The 18,510-nt window shown below is 72.9% G+C and carries 10 protein-coding genes (1 of these 10 running past the window's edge); 7 read left to right on the plus strand and 3 right to left on the minus strand.

Annotation, left to right across the window (positions count from 1 at the left end; translation table 11 throughout):
• Positions 1-13: 13 nt before the first annotated feature.
• The 5 genes from OG607_RS24040 (at position 14) to OG607_RS24060 (ending at position 10,803) form a co-directional block, all read left to right on the plus strand.
• Positions 14-208, plus strand: a complete 195-nt coding sequence (locus OG607_RS24040) for a hypothetical protein (RefSeq protein WP_405727059.1) — start codon at positions 14-16, stop codon at positions 206-208.
• A gap of 206 nt (positions 209-414) precedes the next feature.
• Positions 415-3,258, plus strand: coding sequence for a type I DNA topoisomerase (gene topA / locus OG607_RS24045; RefSeq protein ID WP_405727062.1), 2,844 nt, complete (start codon positions 415-417; stop codon positions 3,256-3,258).
• 170 nt (positions 3,259-3,428) lie between these two features.
• Positions 3,429-6,554 (plus strand): dTMP kinase, encoded by a 3,126-nt coding sequence (tmk, locus tag OG607_RS24050; protein ID WP_405727065.1) that lies wholly within the window; start codon positions 3,429-3,431, stop codon positions 6,552-6,554.
• Positions 6,555-6,868: 314 nt separating this feature from the next.
• Positions 6,869-10,102, plus strand: coding sequence for an AfsR/SARP family transcriptional regulator (locus tag OG607_RS24055; RefSeq protein ID WP_405727068.1), 3,234 nt, complete (start codon positions 6,869-6,871; stop codon positions 10,100-10,102).
• Between the two features lie 14 nt (positions 10,103-10,116).
• Positions 10,117-10,803: a DsbA family oxidoreductase gene (locus tag OG607_RS24060; RefSeq protein WP_405727071.1), complete on the plus strand. Its 687-nt coding sequence runs from the start codon at positions 10,117-10,119 to the stop codon at positions 10,801-10,803.
• 44 nt (positions 10,804-10,847) lie between these two features.
• Here the strand turns inward: OG607_RS24060 and OG607_RS24065 are convergent, their stop codons facing one another.
• Entirely contained in the window at positions 10,848-12,740 is a 1,893-nt protein-coding gene (locus tag OG607_RS24065; protein WP_405727074.1) for a sigma-70 family RNA polymerase sigma factor, read from the minus strand.
• Between the two features lie 126 nt (positions 12,741-12,866).
• Positions 12,867-13,565 carry a TetR/AcrR family transcriptional regulator gene (locus OG607_RS24070; RefSeq protein WP_405727077.1) on the minus strand — a complete coding sequence of 233 codons (699 nt, stop codon included), beginning with the start codon at positions 13,563-13,565 and terminating at the stop codon, positions 12,867-12,869.
• A 288-nt stretch (positions 13,566-13,853) separates the two neighbouring features.
• On the opposite strand from OG607_RS24070, the gene OG607_RS24075 reads away from it, so the two are divergent.
• The gene (locus tag OG607_RS24075) at positions 13,854-15,206 is read left to right on the plus strand and encodes an NAD(P)/FAD-dependent oxidoreductase (RefSeq protein WP_405727080.1); all 1,353 of its coding nucleotides are present in this window, start codon (positions 13,854-13,856) and stop codon (positions 15,204-15,206) included.
• A 499-nt stretch (positions 15,207-15,705) separates the two neighbouring features.
• A complete protein-coding gene (locus OG607_RS24080) occupies positions 15,706-17,334 on the plus strand; it encodes a SpoIIE family protein phosphatase (protein WP_405727083.1) in 1,629 nt (542 codons plus the stop codon).
• Positions 17,335-17,371: 37 nt separating this feature from the next.
• Here OG607_RS24080 and OG607_RS24085 read toward each other — a convergent pair whose 3' ends face one another.
• Positions 17,372-18,510 carry the 3' portion of an MFS transporter gene (locus OG607_RS24085; protein ID WP_405727086.1) on the minus strand. The gene runs 145 nt beyond the window's last position, so only the last 1,139 of its 1,284 coding nucleotides appear in the window; its start codon lies beyond the right edge, outside the window — the gene reads right to left on this strand; its stop codon occupies positions 17,372-17,374.

Consider the following 18,510-nt stretch of genomic DNA (forward strand, 5'->3'; position numbering starts at 1 on the left):
GAAGGAGGAGAGTATGGACAGCGCACCTGCGGTCTTCGCCGGAGCGGTCTTCGGGCTCTTCGGGGCCGGGCTGCTGCTGTGGACGGTGACCCGCATCACGCAGCGGGCGCCGGTGACCGAGGGCGGCGGTCAGACGGCGACGGTCCTCGCGGTGCTGTTCGGAGCGGTGTCGCTCCTCGTGGGCGTCTGGTCGTTGCTACGCATCTGAGCGCAGTTCGATCACGCGGGGTCGCGTGCATGACACGTACCGCCACGGGGATGAATCGGACATGGCTTGCCATCCGTGCGGCAGACAGGATGGAAGTCGGGTTACCGTTCGAGTGGCGTTGCGGACTTTTCCCGTTTGACACGGGGCCGGGATGTACGGTCACACTCCGCAGCGAGACCACCTTCGACCCGGAGAGAAGAGCGAAGTTGTCCCCGACCCGCGAGACCGCAAAGGGCGGCCAGCGACTCGTCATCGTCGAGTCGCCCGCCAAGGCGAAGACGATCAAGGGCTACCTCGGCCCTGGATACGTCGTCGAGGCCAGCGTCGGGCACATCCGCGACCTCCCGAACGGGGCCGCCGAAGTGCCGGCGGAGTTCAAGGGCCAGCCGTGGGCGCGGCTCGGCGTCAACGTCGACAGCGAGTTCCAGCCGATCTACGTCGTCAACGCCGACAAGAAGGCGCAGGTCAAGAAGCTCAAGGACCTCCTCAAGGATTCCGACGAGCTCCTCCTCGCAACGGATGAGGACCGCGAGGGCGAGGCCATCGCCTGGCACCTGCAGGAAGTCCTCAAGCCGAAGGTCCCGGTCCGCCGGATGGTCTTCCACGAGATCACCAAGGACGCGATCCAGGAAGCCGTCCGCAACCCGCGCGAGCTGAACCAGCCGCTGGTCGACGCCCAGGAGACCCGCCGCATCCTCGACCGCCTCTACGGCTACGAGGTCTCGCCGGTTCTGTGGAAGAAGGTCATGCCCCGGCTGTCCGCCGGCCGCGTGCAGTCCGTCGCCACCCGCCTGGTCGTCCAGCGCGAGCGTGAGCGCATCGCCTTCCGCTCCGCCGAGTACTGGGACCTCTCCGGCACCTTCGCCACCGGCCGCGCCGGCGACGCCACCGACCCCGGCACCTTCTCCGCCAAGCTCACCACGGTCGACGGCAAGCGCGTCGCCCAGGGCCGCGACTTCGACGCCGCCACCGGCGCCCTCAAGGACGGCGCGACCGTCCTGCACCTGGACGAGCCCGCCGCCCGCGCCCTCGCCGCCGCCCTCGCCGACTCCTCCTTCGCGGTCCGCTCGGTGGAGTCCAAGCCGTACCGCCGCTCGCCGTACGCGCCCTTCCGTACGACGACGCTCCAGCAGGAGGCGAGCCGCAAGCTCGGCTTCGGCGCGAAGTCCACCATGCAGGTCGCACAGAAGCTGTACGAGAACGGCTTCATCACCTACATGCGTACGGACTCCACCACGCTCTCCGAGACGGCCATCACCGCCGCCCGCGCCCAGGTCACCCAGCTCTACGGGGCCGAGTACCTGCCGGACAAGCCGCGCGTGTACACCGGCAAGGTCAAGAACGCGCAGGAGGCGCACGAGGCGATCCGCCCCTCCGGCGACCGCTTCCGCACCCCCGCCGAGACCGGCCTGACCGGCGACCAGTACCGGCTCTACGAGCTGATCTGGATGCGTACGGTCGCCAGCCAGATGAAGGACGCCGTCGGCCAGTCGGTGACCGTCAAGGTCGGCGGGCGCTCCAGTGACGGCCGCGACGCCGAGTTCTCGGCGAGCGGCAAGATCATCACCTTCCACGGCTTCATGAAGGCCTACGTCGAAGGCGCCGACGACCCCAACGCCGAGCTCGACAGCTCCGAGCGCCGTCTCCCGCAGGTCACCGAGGGCGACCCGCTGTCGGCGACCGACATCACCGCCGACGGCCACGCCACCAAGCCCCCGGCCCGCTACACCGAGGCCTCGCTGGTCAAGGAGCTCGAAGAGCGCGAGATCGGCCGCCCGTCGACGTACGCCTCGATCATCGGCACGATCCTCGACCGCGGCTACGTCTTCAAGAAGGGCACGGCGCTCGTCCCGTCCTTCCTCTCCTTCGCCGTCGTCGGCCTCCTGGAGAAGCACTTCGGCTGGCTCGTCGACTACGACTTCACCGCCAAGATGGAGGACGACCTCGACCGCATCGCGCGCGGCGAGGCCCGTGCCGTGCCGTGGCTGCGCCGCTTCTACTTCGGCGGCGAGCACGGGGCGGAGGGCTCCGCCGCGGATGCCGGCAACGGCGACGGCGACCACCTCGGCGGCCTCAAGGAGCTGGTCGAGGACCTCGGCGCCATCGACGCCCGCGAGGTCTCCTCGTTCCCCGTCGGTACCGGCGGCATCATGCTCCGCGTCGGCCGCTACGGCCCCTACGTCGAGAAGCCCAGCGACATCGAGGGCGAGCCCGGCCAGCGCGCCGACGTCCCCGACGACCTTCCCCCGGACGAGCTGACCGTCGAGCTCGCCGAGGAGTTCCTCGCCAAGCCCAGCGGCGACTTCGAGCTCGGCGCCGACCCCGTCTCCGGCAACCAGATCGTCGCCAAGGACGGCCGCTACGGCCCCTACGTCACCGAGATCCTCCCCGAGGGCACCCCGAAGACCGGCAAGAACGCGGTCAAGCCGCGTACCGCCTCGCTCTTCAAGTCCATGTCACTCGACACGGTGACCCTCGACGACGCGCTGAAGCTGATGTCCCTCCCGCGGGTCGTCGGCACCGACCCCGAGTCCGGCACCGAGATCACCGCCCAGAACGGCCGCTACGGCCCGTATCTGAAGAAGGGCACCGACTCCCGCTCCATCGAGACCGAGGACCAGCTCTTCTCCATCACCCTGGAGCAGGCCCTCGCCATCTACGCCCAGCCCAAGCAGCGCGGCCGCGCCGCCGCGAAGCCGCCGCTGAAGGAGCTGGGCACGGACCCGGTGAGCGAGCGCCCCGTCGTGGTCAAGGACGGCCGCTTCGGGCCGTACGTCACCGACGGCGAGACCAATGCCACGCTCCGGCGTGACGACGACGTCGAGACGATCACCCCCGAGCGCGGCTACGAGCTCCTCGCCGAGAAGCGGGCCAAGGGGCCGGTGAAGAAGGCGGTCGCGAAGAAGGCCCCCGCGAAGAAGGCGCCGGCGAAGAAGACGACGACCGCGACGGCCGCCAAGAAGACGGCGGCCAAGAAGACGGTGGCCAAGAAGGCGCCCGCGAAGAAGGCCACGGCTGCGGCCACAGCCGCGAAGAAGCCCACCGCCTAGTGCGGTGACCGGTTCCGTCCTCAATCGCCGGACGGGCTGATTTCAGCCCGTCCGGCGATTGAGGACAAAGCGCAGCCGGCGGGCTGCGCAACCCGGGGAGAGAGGGCTTGTCCCGTCCACGTGTTCGGGCGGGGCGTCGGGTACCACCCGGCTCCGGATAGGCTGGCGGAATGACGCGATCGGAGCAGCCGGCCGAAGAACCAATTCAGCCAACTGACGTGACCGACGCCTTCGCGGGCGACCTGGTCGCGGATTCACGCGAGCGTGCCGTCGGCGCGCTGCTGAAGATCCCGCCATTGCGCAAGCTGTGGGGCGCCCAGTTCACCGGCACCGTCGCGGACCGCCTCGCGCTGCTGACGCTCGTCGCGCTGACCGGGCAGGCCGCCGTCACGACGGAGCCGTTCGGCGGCGGATACAAGGGCGCGGCCTTCGCCGTGGCCGCCGTGTTCGGGGCCAGGCTGCTCTCGACCCTGCTCTTCGGGGCGGTGCTGCTCGGCCCGCTCAGCGCGCTGACCGCGCCCAGCGGCTTCCTCGACCGCCGCTGGACGATGATCGGCGCGGACGGCGTGCGCCTGGCGCTGCTGATCGTCGCGCCGCTGTGGGTCGACTGGCTGCCGGGCTCGGCCGTGACCTGGCTGCTGGCCACCGTCTTCGTCACCGGCGTCGCCGAACGCCTGTGGACCGTGGCGAAGGACGGCGCCGCGCCCGCCATGCTCCCGGCGCCCGCCCCCGGCGAGGGCGTGGTGCGCCCGGCCCCGGACCACCTGGACGCGCTGCGCCGCCTGGATCTGCGTACCGGATTCGTGGCGCTGCCGGTCGCCGCCGCCGCGCTGGTCGTGATCACGCTGTTCGGCAATCTGCTGGGCGTCGGCGTCGACTGGTTCGACGTGCACCAGGTCGCGCTGGCCTCCTACGTCTCCGCGGGGCTGTTCTCGGCGTCTATCGCCGTCCTGTACTTCCTCGAACTGCCCAGTGCCAACCACGTACGCCCGCGCTCCCCCCTGGAGGGCCTGCGGCTGCCCAAGGACGCGCACGGCGCGCCCGAGCGCGGCCGTACCGGGGCCCTGCCGCTGCTGGTGCTGGCCACGGCGGCCGTGGCGGGTGCGGTGGCCGCCGCCGTCGCGCTGGCCGTGCTGCACGCCGCGGACCTCGGCGGCGGACCGGTCGCGTACGGACTGCTGGTCCTGGCCCTGACCGCGGGCACCGTGCTGGGCATCCGGATCGCGCCGCGCACGCTGCCGGCGCTGTCCCGGCGCCGGCTGTTCGCGCTGGCCATCGCCGTGACCGGCCTGGCGCTGCTGCTCATGGGCGTCGTCCCGGACCCGGCCACGGTCCTGCTCCTCGCGCTGCTCGCCGGCGTCGCGGCAGGCATCACGGCCAACACCGGCCACACCCTGATCGACCAGGAGGCCGAGGAGCCCCGCAAGGCCCGGATGACGGAGCACCTGCACGCCGTCGTACGGGTCTTCCTGGCCTTCGCCGCCGTCGGCGCGCCGATCCTCGCCGGGGTGATCGGCCGCCACCGCCTGGCGAACGGTTCCTTCACCTTCGACCACGGCGGAGCCGCGTACGCCCTGATGCTGGTCGGCGCGCTGCTGCTGCCGGTCGCGGCCGTCGTCCTCGGCAAGACCGACGACCGCCAGGGCGTCCCGCTCCGCCGCGACCTGCGCGAGGCGCTGCGCGGCGGCGACCCGGCCCAGGCCCCTGCCCCCACCGGCTTCTTCATCGCGGTCGAGGGCGGCGACGGCGCCGGCAAGTCCACCCAGGTCGAAGCCCTCGCCGACTGGATACGCGGCAAGGGCCACGAGGTGGTCGTCACCCGCGAGCCCGGCGCCACCGCCGTCGGCAAGCGGCTGCGCTCGATCCTCCTCGACGTCTCCAGCGCAGGCCTGTCCCACCGCGCCGAGGCGCTGCTCTACGCCGCCGACCGCGCCGAGCACGTCGACTCCGTCGTCCGCCCGGCCCTGGAGCGCGGCGCCGTCGTCATCTCCGACCGCTACATCGACTCCTCCGTCGCCTACCAGGGCGCCGGCCGCGACCTCGCCCCGACCGAGGTCGCCCGCATCTCCCGCTGGGCCACCGACGGTCTCGTACCGCACCTGACCGTCCTGCTCGACGTCTCCCCGGAGGCGGCCCGCGAGCGCTTCACCGAGGCTCCCGACCGCCTGGAGTCCGAGCCCGCCGAGTTCCACCAGCGCGTACGCTCCGGTTTCCTCACCCTCGCCGCCGCCGACCCCGCCCGCTACCTCGTCGTCGACGGCGGCCAGGAGCCGGAGGCGGTGACCACGGTCGTACGGCACCGGCTGGACCAGGTCCTGCCCATGTCCGCCAAGGAGATCGAGGCCCGCGAGGAGGCCAAGCGGCTCGCCGAGGAGGAGGCCCGGCGACGGGCCGAGGAAGAGGCCGCCCGCAAGGCCGAGGAAGAGCGGCTGGAACGCGAACGCCAGGCCCAGCTCGACAAGCTCCGCGCCGAGGAAGCCGAGCGCAAGCGCCTCGCCGAGGAGGCCGAGCGCCGCGAGGCCGAAGAGCGCGAGGCCGAGGCCGCCGCGCTGCGCGCAGAGGAAGCCCGTCGGCTCGCCGAGGAGGAGCGGCTGCGCCGCGAAGCCCAGGAGCGTGTCTACGAGGCGGAGCAGGCCCGGCTCCGCCGCCAGAAGGAAGAAGAGGCCCGCCTGCGCGCCGAGGCCGAGGAACGACGCCTGGAGAAGCAGCGCAAGGCCGAGGAGGCGCTGCTCCGCGCCGAGCAGGCACGCCTGGCCGCTGAAGCCGCCGCCGCCTCGGCCGCCGCCATGGCCGCCGCAGCGGAGGCCGAGGCGACCAGGACGGTCGAGGTCCCGGTACCTGACGCGGCCGAGACGGCGGTTCTGCCCACCGTCCCGCCGGCCACGCCGGATGCGGCGGAGACGGCCGTCCTGCCCGCCGTTCCGGCAGCCAACCCGGACGCCGAGGAAACGGCCGTACTCCGGCCCGTGCGGGACGAGGCCAAGGACAAGGCCACGGACAAGGCCACGCCGGACGCCGAGAAGACGGCTGTCCTCCGGCCCGTGCGGGACAAGGCCACGCCCGACGCCGACGAGACCGCCGTCCTCCCCAGGGTCGGCGACGCCCCCACCGACCGCGTGCCCTCCGACTTCTTCCGCCCCGAGACCCCCGACGCCGAGCGCACCCGCGAACTCCCCGCGCCCGGGGCTGCTCCCGCCCGCCGTCCCCGCCCCTCCTGGGCCGAGGAAACCCCCCTCGACGACCTCCCCTCCCTCGCCGACGAACTCCTGGGCCCCCGCGACGACGACAGGCCCTAGGGTCTGTCCGGCGGATCATGGCCGGGTCCGCGACACCTGGCACGGCACCTCGCGGCGTTGCCGGAATGCCCACAGACAAACCAGTCTGCGGGCATTCCGGCGCCTTGCGATGCACCGCCCGCCGCGCCAGCGGCTGATGTCACTGCGACGCCGCGGCCTATCCGACCCTGATCCGCCGGACAGGCCCCAGCCCGTCCGGCGTTTGAGGACACGTCCGTAGGACGTTCGGGGTCCAGGGGCGCTGCCCCTGGTTTCGGGAAGCGGCGGGGTGTAATCCGGGGGTGCGCAGGGCACCGCCCCCGCACAATGGGGGCGTGCGGTACTTGATCCTGGGCGCGACAGAGGCGCGAAGCGCCAACGGCACGCCGATCACCCTCGGCGGCACCCGGCTGCGCGCACTGCTGACCGCGCTCGCACTGCGCGCCCCGCACGCGGTGTCCGCGGAGACGCTGATCGACGAGGTGTGGGGCGGCCCGGACGACGAGCCGCCCTATGACGCACCGGGCGCGCTGCAGGCGCTGGTCTCGCGGCTGCGCCGCGCCCTCGGCAAGGACGCGGTGATGTCGGGCCCGGCGGGCTACCGCCTGGACGCCCAGCCGTGCGACATCGACCTGCGCGTGTTCGAACGCCTCGTGCGCGAGGGCACCGCCGCCCTGGACACCGGGGGCGACCCGGCGGCCGCCGCAGCCGCCCTCCATGACGCCCTCGCGCTGTGGCGCGGCCCGGCGCTCGCCGACCTCCCGGACCGGGGGAGCGCCGCCGCGCGGCCGGAAGCGCAGCGCGTGACGGCGTTGCAGCGCGGGATCGACGCGGACCTCGCGTTGGGCCGGGCCGACGACGTACTGCCGCAGCTCCGGGAACTGGTCGCGAAGCAGCCGTTGCACGAGCCGTTCCGCGCGCAGCTGATACGCGCTCTGCGCGCGACGGGCCGCGCCGCCGACGCGCTGATGGCGTACGAGGAGGCCCGGGGCGCGCTCGCCGAGCAGCTGGGCACGGACCCGGGACCGGAACTGCGCGCGCTGCACGCGCAGTTGCTGAGAGCGGCCGAGGAGCCGCAGCCTCAGCCGCAGTCATCACAGGCACAGGCACAGGCACCGCCACCGCCCGCCGTGCAGGGCAATCTGCGGGCCCGCCTCAGCACATTCGTCGGCCGGGAGGCCGAACTGCGCGCGCTGCGCGCCGACATGGCGGCCTCCCGTCTGATCACCCTCACCGGCCCCGGGGGCTCGGGCAAAACCCGCCTTGCGCAGGAAGCCGCGGCGGCCGCCGACGCGGCGGCCTTCCCCGACGGGACGTGGCTCGCCGAACTCGCCCCGCTGGACCATCCCGCCGCGGTGCCGGGCGCCGTGCTGACCGCGCTGGGCCGCCGTGACGCCCATGTGTTCGCGGCCGGTCCGGAGGACCCCACGGACCGGCTGCTCGAACACTGCCGCAGTCGCCGCCTGCTGCTCGTACTCGACAACTGCGAACATGTGATCGACGCCGCCGCGTTCCTCGCCGACGCCCTCCTCGCGTCCTGCCCCGGCCTGACGATTCTGGTGACCAGCCGTGAACCGCTCGGCGTCCCGGGGGAAGCCGTACGCCCCGTCGAACCACTCCTCCCGCCCACCGCGCAGCGGCTGTTCGCGGAGCGCGCGGCCATGATGCGGCCCGGCTTCGACCTGACGCCGCATGCGCATGCCGTCGAAGAGATCTGCCGTCGCCTCGACGGCCTGCCGCTCGCCATCGAACTCGCCGCGGCCCGCCTGCGCATGCTGACCCCGCGCCAGATCGCCGACCGCCTCGACGACCGCTTCCGGCTCCTCACCGGCGGCAGCCGTACGCTCCTGCCGCGCCAGCAGACGCTGCGCGCGGTCGTCGACTGGAGCTGGGACCTGCTGGACGAGGACGAGCGTGCCGCCCTGTGCAGCTTCAGCGTCTTCGCCGGCGGCTGCACGCTCGCCGCCGCCGAGGAGGTGATCGACATGCCGGACACGCTCAGTCTGCTCGGCCGGCTGATCGACAAATCCCTGATCGTGCCCCAGCAGAAGGCGGACGACATCCGCTACCGCATGCTGGAGACCATCCACGAGTACGCCGCCGAGCGGGCCGCCGACGCCCCCGGCGACCTCCTCGCGGCCGCTGCCCGGCACACCGCCCACTACCGCGAGTTCGCCCGCACGGCCGACCCCCACCTGCGCGGCGCCGACCAACTCCTCTGGGCGGGCCGCGTCGAGGCCGACCTCGACAACATCCGCGCCGCGCTGCATCGCACGATCGAGCAGCGGGAGACCGATGACGCGACCGCGATCGTCCTCGCGATGGGCTGGTTCTGGTGGGTGCGCTCCTACCGCGACGAGGCCACCGTCTGGTTCGACCGGGTCATCGAGCTGGGCGAGCCGCCCGCCGACCCCGCCGACCCGGCCTTCTGGCCGTCCATGGACCTGCGCATGCTGGACATGTTCGTGAAGAGCGACTTCGCGACAGAGGAGGAGTTCTTCAACGACGAGACCCGGGCCATGGGCGCCCGCATCAAGGAGGCCTACAGCCACCCCGGGCCGCACGCCGCCCGATTCCCCGGTCTGCTGTGGCCCTTCGTCGGATTCATCTTCCGCGACTACGCCGGCATCCCCGCGGCCATGGAGGCCACGACGGCCAACTGCCGTGCGTACGGCGGTCCGTGGGAGCTGGCCACCGCTCTGCTGTTCCGTACCCACATCGCCGTCGACACCCCCGGCGGGATCGCCCACGCCGATGCCGACCTCCCCGAACTGCTGGCCCTCGGCGAGAGCACCGGCGACCGCTGGCTGCGCGCGCAGGTGCACGGGGCGAGAGCCGAGATCCACCGCGTGCGCGGTGAGTACGCGGCGGCCCAGGCCGACCTGGAGGCCGCCAGGCGGCTGGGCGACGAGCTGGGGGCGCGCGCCGAATCGCCTTTCCTGCTCGCCCGGATGGGTGAGGTCGCCCACTGGGCCGGTGACGACGCGGCCGCCGAGAAGCTGCTGAACGAGGGACTGGCCGAGGCCGAGCGCTACGGCGTCCACGACGCCCGTACCTACATCCGCTACGGCCTCAGCTTCATCGCGCTGCGCCACGGCGAGACCGCCCGTGCCCGCGAGCTCTACGGCCTCGCCCACTCCCAGGCCGGCCTCGGCACCCCGGCGCCCGTGCTCTACATCCTCATGAAAGCCCTCAACGCCTGCATCACCGCCGCCGAGGGCCACCCCCGCCGCGCCCTCCCCCTCCTGCGCGCCGCCCTGAGCGCCGGCTTCGACGACGGCGGTCTCACCGAGCCCCAGCTCGCAGCCCTCGCCGACCAGTCCGCCGGCCTCCTCGTCACTCTGGGCGCCCCTGAGCAGGCAGCGCGTCTGCACGGAGCCGCTCATGCGCTGCGCAACGGGCTGCCCCTGCCGGTCCCCGAGGCCGCCGACCTCGCCGACTCCGAGGCCAGGGCCCGCGGTGCGCTCGGCGACGCCGCGTACGACGCAGCCTGGACGGCCGGTCAGGGAATGCAGGAGCGTGATGAGCTGTTGGCCTTGCTTGAGCTTTCAGCAAACGGGGACGGATGAGGAGTGAGGCCACCGTGAAGGTCGAGATCTACAGCGACATCGCCTGCCCCTGGTGTTACGTCGGCAAGCACCGCTTCGAGCGTGCTCTCGCCGCCTTCCCCGGGGCCGACACCGTCGAGGTGGTCTACCGCCCCTACCAGCTCGTCCCCGACAAGAGCGAGCAGCCCGAGCCCCACCGCGAGTACCTCACCGCTCGCTTCGGTCCCCAGGCCGCAGCCATGGACGACCGCCTCGCCGCCCTCGGCCGCGCCGAAGGCCTGCCCTTCGACTTCGACCGCGTCCTCGAAACCAACACCCTGCTCGCCCACCGCCTCCTCTGGCACGCCCTCACCGCCTACGGACCCACCGTCCAGGCCGCCCTCAAGAACCGCCTCCTCACCGCCCACTTCGCCGACGGCGTCGACGTCGGCGACCGCGACGCGCTCGCCGCGCTGGCGGCCGAGGCCGGTCTGGACCGGGACCGCGCAGCCGCGTTCCTCGCGTCCGAGGAAGGGCGGGAGGAAGTCCTCGCCGAGATCGACGACGCGCGCGCCGTCGGCATCACCGCCGTCCCCACCTTCGTCTTCGAGGGGAAGTGGGCCGTCCAGGGCGGCCAGGAGACATCGACGTTCCTGCGCGTGCTCGAACAGGTCGCCGCGGAGACCGGTGCGTCGGCTCCCACCGCGGAGGCCTGCGCCGACGACGCCTGCGAAGTGGGCTGATCTCAGCCCACCCGGCCTCTGAGGACACTCCGACCGGACAGGCCCTAGCCGCAGGCGATCCGCGACACCGCCCAGTCCGCCACATTCACCGGCTGCCACCCGTCGCCCGCCTCCACGACGAGCCGGATCGTCCGCCGGCCGCCGAGCGGCACATGGACCGGCACCGCGGCCTCCCCGCCCCGCACCACATCCGACTGCCAAAGACGCGTGTCATCGCCGTACACGGAGAACCGCGCCGAGCCGAGCCCGAGCGCCAGATCGTCGATGCCCACGAGGGCGTCGTACGAGACGCAGGAGCGGTTGAGGTCGATCGTCACCGATGACGGCGCGGTGACCGTGACGCCGTAGCCGTAGGACGTGCCGCCGATGGCGAGGCCCCACCGCTGCCAGACCCAGTCGCCGGGGCGGATGGTGGGGGAGGTGCCGTCGCCGAGGGGCCCGTAGGTGAGCTGGTTGACCTGGTAGACCTCGGGGTCGGGGGTCGGGGTGGGCGTCGGCGTTGGGCTCGGAGTCGGCTTGGGCGTCGGGGTCGGCGTGGGCGAGGCCTTCGGCCTGGGCGTGGGCGACGGCCTCACCGCGACGACCGGCACCGGGCGCGCCGAAGACGAAGGCGCCGGCGTGGGCGAAGGCGTAGGCGTCCGTTCCTTCGACGGCGCAGGCGTCACCGGCGGGGCTTTGACGACCGGCGAGGCGGACGGCTCGGGCTTGGCCTTCACCGGCGGCTTGTGGTCGCCCCCGGCCAGGGCGAGGGCCAGCGCGACCCCCGCCGCCGCGACGACACCCGCGGCGATGCCGACCTTGACCGGCGTACTGGCGCCCTCGGCGACCGCCGCGCCGCCCGCGCCCGCCGAAGCGCCGCCACCGCCGGAAGCGGCGGCCGCGGCCCCCGCTCCGGCGCCGGCGGCAACCGCGCCGCCCGCCACCGCGATCCCGGCGGCCTTGGCCGCGTACGCAGCTGCGAACCAGCCGATGACCGCGACCGGAAGCAGTCCCTTCAGCGCGGCGTTGACATCGGCCAGCTCGGCCGCCGCCAGCCGGCACTTCGCGCATTCGCCCAGGTGCTTGCGCAGCTCCCGGTCGGCCCGCATGCGCAGGCCGCCCCGAGCGTGCGCGCCCAGCCGGTCGGCGTAGCGTGCGCATGAGGTCTCGGCCGTCAGCGTCGAGGAGACATGCGCCTGCAGGTATGCCTGCCGCAGTCCCTCCCGCGCGCGGTGCGCGAGCACGGCCGTGGCGTTCGCGGTCAGCCCCAGCAGCGGCGCGACCTCGCTCGGCGACTCCTCCTCGACCGCGGTGTGCCACAGCACGGCCTGCCAGCGCTCGGGCAGGGTGCGGAAGGCCTGGATGGCCAGCGACTGCTCGGCCTCGTGCATGGCGCGTACGTCCGCGCCCAGGTCCAGAGTGTCCTCGTTCGCCGACGAGCCGCCGGCCGACACCGCGAAGACCGCGAAGTCGTCGACCAGTTGCTCTCGCTTGGCCGTGTTGCCCCAGGAGGCGGCGACCCGGCGCACCGTCGTCAGCAGATACGCGCGCACGGCGGTGTCGGGCCCGCTGCCGCCCCGGATCGCCTGCAGGGTGCGCGCGAAGACCTCGCCGGTGAGGTCCTCGGCTGTGTGCCCGTCGCGGCAGCAGCTGCGCGCGTAGCGCCGTACGGCAGCGGCGTGCCGCCGGTAAAGCTCTTCGTACGAGCCGTCGTCACCGCCACGCACGCGCGCGACCAGATCGGCGTCCGACAGGGGGAGCGGGTCGCGCGCGTCCTGCGCAGGCACGCGCGCCGGACCGGGCCAGGTGCCGGGTACGGCGCCAGGCCCGGAGTCGGGCCCGGCTCCCGGCAGTCGCCGGCCCGGCTCCCGCTGCCCCGGTACGCGCTCCCGCGACGGCAGACCCTCGCCCGCGCCGGCAGCGGCTCCAGGCCCAGGCTCCCCGATTCCCTCATCCACGGCGCAAAGCCTGGCACAACGATCCCGGCCGTCGACCCGTCCGGCACCGGAACCACTCGTCCGGGGAGACTTCCGCTCCCGGAACCTTTGGCCACGGCCCGAACGGGGCAATGAACCCTGAAGACCCTAAGCCGTCGGCCGCGACCGCAGCCCCTCCAGCAGGATGTCCAGCAACCGCGCCGAGGCGGCCTCCTGCGCCACCGGGTCCGGCAGCGCGGGCGCCGCCGTGGCTATCACCAGCAGCACATCCGCCACCGAGACGTCGCCGCGCAGCTCGCCCGCCGCCCGCGCCCGGTCCACCAGCTGCCCGACGACCTCCAGCAGCTCCGGAATCCCGTCGCTGCTCCCGCCGTCCTCGACCGCGCTGCGCTGCTGGGGCACCCGCGCCTCGTCCGAGACGTCCGCCCCCGGCCGCAGCACCTGCGGCGGCAGCAGCCGCCCGGCGCCCGACGCGACCGACGTGCGCAGGAAGCGCGACAGCGCCGGCCAGGCCTCTTCCTCCTGCCCGAGCGCGGTCCGCGCCTGCTCCGTCAGCCGCGCGGTCTCCTCCTCGGCGATCCGCCGGACCAGCACGTCCTTGCTCGGGAACCGCCGGTACACCGTGCCGACCCCGACCCGCGCGCGCCGCGCCACGTCCTCCATCGGCGCCCCGTAGCCGAGTTCGCCGAACACCTCACGCGCAGCACGCAGCACGTGTTCCAGATTGCGCTGGGCGTCCACCCGCAGCGGGCCGGGCCGGCCACCGCCGCCGTTCGCGCCCACCGCGCCGTCCACCGCCGCGTTCACTGCCGCCGCCGTCGCCCATTGAGCATCTTGAATGCGCATATGCGTATCCCCCGGTTATGACGTCTCCCCCCGGAGACTTCCCCACCCCTTGAAAGCCGGCGCGCGCGACACACGAAACGCAACCCCGACGAACTACGAACATAGTTGAGCACCGCTCAAGAGAGAAGAGGGCACTGCCGCACGATCGGAGTACCCGCCCGACTGGTTCGTCTTGTCCCGTCTTTCCCCGCTCCTGACCGCCCGACAACGGCCCCCGCACACCGATCCGTCCATTCGGGACCGTCCGCCCTGTGGACAAACCCCGTCCGCCCAATGCCTCATGGAGCGATGGGAGCACTCAAGGAGATCCCCCGCATCCTGGTCGTCGGCGGCGGCTATGTCGGGATGTACGCCGCGCTGCGCATGCAGAAGCAGCTCAAGCAGGGCGAGGCCGAGATCGTGGTGGTCGAGCCGCAGCCCTACATGACGTATCAGCCGTTCCTGCCGGAGGCGGCCGCCGGCTCCATCTCGCCCCGTCATGTCGTCGTCCCGCTGCGCCGGGTGCTGGACAAGTGCAAGCTCGTCATCGGCGAGGCCCGCAGCATCGACCACGCCAAGCGCGTCGCGACCGTCGCAACCCTCGCCACCGAGGAGGAAGGTTCCGGCGGCCTGGAGATCCCCTACGACCAGCTGATCCTCGCCCCGGGCTCGGTGTCCCGCACCCTCCCCATCCCCGGCCTCGCCGACCACGGCATCGGCTTCAAGACCGTCGAGGAGGCGATCGGCCTGCGCAACCACGTCCTGGAGCAGCTCGACATCGCCTCCTCCACCCGCGATGTGGAGGTCCGCGACGCCGCGCTGACCTTCGTCTTCGTCGGCGGCGGCTATGCGGGCGTCGAGGCCCTCGGCGAGCTGGAGGACATGGCCCGCTATGCCGTGCGGTACTACCACAACGTCACCCCCGAGGACATGAAGTGGATCCTCGTCGAGGCCACCGGCCGGATCCTCCCCGAGGTCGGCGAGGAGATGGGCCGGTACGCCATCAGCGAGCTGCGCGGCCGCAACGTCGACATCCGCCTCGACACCCGCCTCGAATCCGTCGAGCACCGCATCGCCGTCCTCGACGACGGCTCCCGCTTCCCCACCCGCACCCTCGTCTGGACCGCCGGCGTCAAGCCCAACCCCGTCCTCGCCCGCACCGGCCTGCCGCTCAACAGCCACGGCCGCCTCACCTGCACCGCCGAACTGCGCATCGACGGCACCGAAGCCGCCTGGGCCGCCGGTGACGCCGCCGCCGTCCCCGACCTGACCTCGCCCGACCCCGACGCGGTGACCGCCCCCAACGCCCAGCACGCCGTCCGCCAGGCCAGGGTCCTCGCCGACAACGTCGTCGCCGCCCTGCGCGGGCAGCCCTTGCGGGAGTACCGCCACAAATACGTCGGCTCGGTCGCCTCGCTCGGCCTGCACAAGGGGGTCGCGAATGTCTACGGCCGCAAGCTCAAGGGCTATCCGGCCTGGTTCATGCACCGCGCCTACCACCTGAGCCGGGTCCCGACCTTCAACCGCAAGGCGCGCATCCTCGCCGAGTGGACCCTGTCCGGGCTCTTCAAACGAGAGATCGTCTCGCTGGGTTCCCTGGAGAACCCGCGAGCCGAGTTCGAGCTCGCCGCAGGCGTCGGCCGCAAGCCCGACGCGCCCTGACAAGCAGTGCGGACACCGCCGCCGATTCCCCAGAGGCGCCGGGTCGGCCACACTGGACGGGTGACCATGCGTGCGTCAGCACCTGCAAAGCGTGACAATTACGAGGAATCGGACGTTTGCTTCATTCATCCAAAGCCCAAGCCGTGACACCAACGGCCGTGACATCGACGCAAGGCTCGCGAGAGGGCGCGTCCGGCGAGGCCTCCGAAGGTGAAACCCCGTGCTGCGTTCTCCCGGGGGGCGACCCCCCGTACCCCCGCGAACAGCGCAGGGCACCGGGCGCGTCCGGCGAAGCTCCCGAAGGTGAAACCCCGTGCTGCGTTCTCCCGGGGGGCGACCCCCCGTACCCCCGCGAACAGCGCAGGGCACCGGGCGCGTCCGGCGAAGCTCCCGAAGGTGAAACCCCGTGCTGCGTTCTCCCGGGGGGCGACCCCCCGTACCCCCGCGAACAGCGCAGGGCACCGGGCGCGTCCGGCGAAGCTCCCGAAGGTGAAACCCCGTGAACATCACGCGCTGGAGCGTCCGGCTCCCCGGAACGCAGCGACGCAACGCCGCCCCCGCCGAACCCCCGGCACCCGGCGGCGGCGTCCCGGCCGCCCGCGCCGAGCTCGCCGACGAGGTCACCCATGTCCTGGACGCGCTCTCCGTCCACGACATGCTCGGCCAGGTCCCCGCGCTCATCGCCGTCACCTACGGCCCCGCGCACCGCATCGGCTACGTCAACGACGCCTACGCCGACGTCTTCGGCCCCCGCAAGCCCGGCGACCCCGCCCGCGAGGCCCTCCCCGAGCTTGCCGAGCTCGGCATCCTCTCGCTCATGGACCAGGTCCTGCGCAGCGGGAAACCCCGCACCGTCAAGGCCCGCGGCGTCGCCACGCCCAGCGGCCAGGGCTACTTCACGTTCACCTGCACCCCCATCCAGGCCACCGCCGCCGGGGTCGGCGGCGTCCTGGTCTTCGCCGCCGACGTCACCGACCAGTTCCAGTCCGCCGAGCGCCTGCGCGAGAGCGAACGCCGCGTCCACGACATCGCCGTCACCCTCCAGCGCAGCCTCCTCCCCCAGGAGCTCGAACAGCCCGACGACCTCCGCGTCGCCGCCACCTACCAGCCCGGCGGCACCGACGCCGCCGTCGGCGGCGACTGGTACGACGTCATCACCCTCGGCGCCGGCCGCACCGCCCTCGTCATCGGCGACGTCATGGGCCGCGGCGTGCGCGCCGCCGCCGTCATGGGCCAGCTCCGCACCGCCGTACGCGCCTACGCCCGCCTCGACCTCCCCCCGCACGAGGTCATCCAGCTCCTCGACGGCCTCGCCGCCGAGATCGACGCCACCCAGATCGCCACCTGCGTCTACGCCGTCCACGACCCCAGCGAAGGCCACCTCTCCTACGCCTCCGCCGGCCACCTCCCCATCCTCGTCCGCGATGCCCAGGGCACCGTCCACCGCACCGACGAGCCCACCGGCCCCCCGCTCGGCACCGGCGGCTGGATGCACACCTCCGGCTCCATCCCCCTCGGCCCCGGCTCCACCGCCGTCCTCTACACCGACGGCCTCATCGAACGCCGCGGCGAGGACATCGACGAAGGCGTCGCCTCCCTCATGAACGCCCTCGCCGGCGCCACCGGCACCCCATCCGTCATCTGCGACCGCCTGCTGCGCGCCCTCGGCGTCACCTCCGAGCACGACGACGACGTCGCCGTCCTCGTCCTCCAGTACCCCGACCACGAAGGCGCCGACTCCGACCTCTTCCGCAACGCCTCCCTCGACCTCCTCGGCGGCATCGAAGCAGCACCGCGCGCACGCGCCTTCGCCTCAGGCGTGCTGGAGACCTGGCGCTTCCCCGTCGAACTGGTCGACCTCGGCGTCCTCGCCACCAGCGAACTGGTGGGCAACTCCCTGCAGCACGGCATGCCGCCCATGCGCCTGCGGCTCCGCCGCACCGACCGCCGCCTGATCATCGAAGTCACCGACGGCGACGACCACCTCCCGCGCCGCCGCCGCGCCGAACCCGCCGACGAGTCCGGCCGCGGCATCTCCATCATCGCCACCGTCGCCTCGGCCTGGGGCTCGCGCCGTACGCCGGGAGGCGGCAAGGCGGTGTGGTGCGAGTTCGCCCTTCCGCGCTGACCATGGCCATGGCCATGGCCAAGGACGCGAGGTCAGGTCAGGCCGCCACGGGCTCCTGGACGCGCCCCGCGGACGACGCCACAACCACCGAACGCAACGGCTGATCCTGCGCCGGGGCGAGGCTCCGCCCCAACCGCAGCGCGAGCCACGTGATCCCCAGCGAGCACGCGACCATCGCGACCACGTACTCCCCGTAGAGACCCGCCCCCGCCATCAGCCCGCCCGCCGCCGGCCCCACCGCCAGCGCAAGTTGCTTCACCAGCGCGAAAGCCGAGTTGTACTGCCCCACCAGCCGCCCTGGCGCCAGATCCGCCACCAGCGGAGCGACGGTCGGCGACAGCATCGCCTCGCCGAGCCCGAAGATCGCGTACGTGGAGATCAGCAGAGCCGTAGCCACCGCCTGCGACCCGTGCACCAGCCCCGACAGCCCCGCCGCGATCCAGGCGACAGCCCACAGCAGACCGACCCCCGCGATGACGCGGCTTCGCCGCCGCCGCTCCACCGTCCGCAGGATCAGAAACTGCGCGGCCACAATCACCGCCGTGTTCGCCGCGAGCGCGATGCCCAGCGTGGACGTCGAAATCCTCGTCACCTCGGTCGCGAAGGCCGCGAGCCCCGACTCGAACTGCCCGTAGCACGCGAAGAACATGACCCCGCCCAGCACACACAGCTGCACCATCGCCCGGTCGGCGAACAGCACCCGCCACCCGTTCACGGCCTTCGCCGTCGGTGCGGTGGTCTCCACACGGGGAGTCCTCGGCAGCCGTACGGACGCCACGACCGCACCCAGCACCAGGAACATCACCGCCTCGATCGAGAACAGCAACGTGAACGACCCCGGGCTCGACGCGTCCACCATCAGCCCGCCGACCAGCCCACCGATCCCCAGACCCAGATTGGCCAGAAAGAACTGCGCCGCGAATGCCCGCGACCGGGTCGTCGGCGTCGAGCACCACACGATGAGCGTCGCCAGCGCCGGCTGCATGACCGCGATCCCCGCGCCCATCACCGCCGACGCCGCCACCGCCAGCGGCGCGGTCGTCGCCAGCCCGAACCCCATCGCCCCGACAGCCGCCGTCACCGAACCGGTCAGCAGCACAGGCAGCGGCCCCCGCCGGTCGATCGTCCGACCGGTGAACGGCAGCACGGCCAACGCTGCCACAGCGAACGCCGACA

Source organism: Streptomyces sp. NBC_01537, assembly GCF_045040445.1.
Taxonomy (GTDB): Bacteria; Actinomycetota; Actinomycetes; order Streptomycetales; family Streptomycetaceae; genus Actinacidiphila.